Genomic DNA, 858 nt, shown 5'->3' with positions numbered 1-858 from the left:
TAATTTCAGAATCAATGAATTATCAAGCTGTTGTTGACATGACAGAACTAAATAAAGATGTTTTTACTTATAAAAGAATGGGGAAAGATGCTAATGGCAACGATGTAGAGGTACTCGTTGAACATGTTCCATATAAAGAAAAAGAGCTGTCTTTTACTGATCCGGACAAGCAGTTAGACACTACTACAGGAGATATTGTTAAAGACGTTGATGGAGATAAAATTTTAGGTAGTACCCTTTGGAACGGAACAAAGGTATTAGATGAAGATGGCAATGACGTTACAAAGTATAATTCGATGTTTATAAGTCTAGCAAAATTTGATGACAAGACTAATAAATATGAATTTTTCAATGTTGAAACAGGCAAAAGCCGCGGTGATTATGGCTACTTCGATATTGTACACGAAAATAAAATAAGAGCCCATGTTTCAATTGGAGATAATAAGTATGGAGCCGCTCTTGAACTTACCGAACTTAATAATAATAAATTTACGTATAAAAGAACTGGTAAAGATAAAGACGGCAAGGACATAACTGTATTCGTTGAACATGAACCCTATAAAGGTGGCCTTAAACCAAAATTTACTAAATAAAACTCAAATATGATTGGCATGTAGTCAAAAAGGGAATGTTTTTCTCCATTCCCTTTTTGTTTAACAAAGAAAGAATTAACTAAAATTTTTTTGTCGAATTTAAACAGTAAGAGATTCAACTAAAATGAAAGGTTGGTACAAAAGGTTGTGAAGCTTTTTACTAAAACTAATGTGGGATTGATTATCTTCAATAAGAAACATAATTAATCTTCCAGAATCGGGCGTGATTATTGAAAAAATAAGTAGGAGTTTGATACATATTAGG

The 858-nt window shown here is 31.8% G+C and carries 1 protein-coding gene; it reads left to right on the top strand.

The window, feature by feature from the left end:
* The coding region (locus V7149_RS23175) for a DUF4822 domain-containing protein (protein WP_335347941.1) at positions 1–593 on the top strand (593 nt) is incomplete at its 5' end.
* Positions 594–858 lie beyond the last annotated feature (265 nt).

This window comes from Bacillus sp. JJ1503 (genome assembly GCF_036965125.1).
Lineage (GTDB): Bacteria > Bacillota > Bacilli > Bacillales > Cytobacillaceae > Cytobacillus.
The sequence above is the reverse complement of the archived record's forward strand: the minus strand, read 5'-3'. Positions and strand labels throughout refer to the sequence as shown.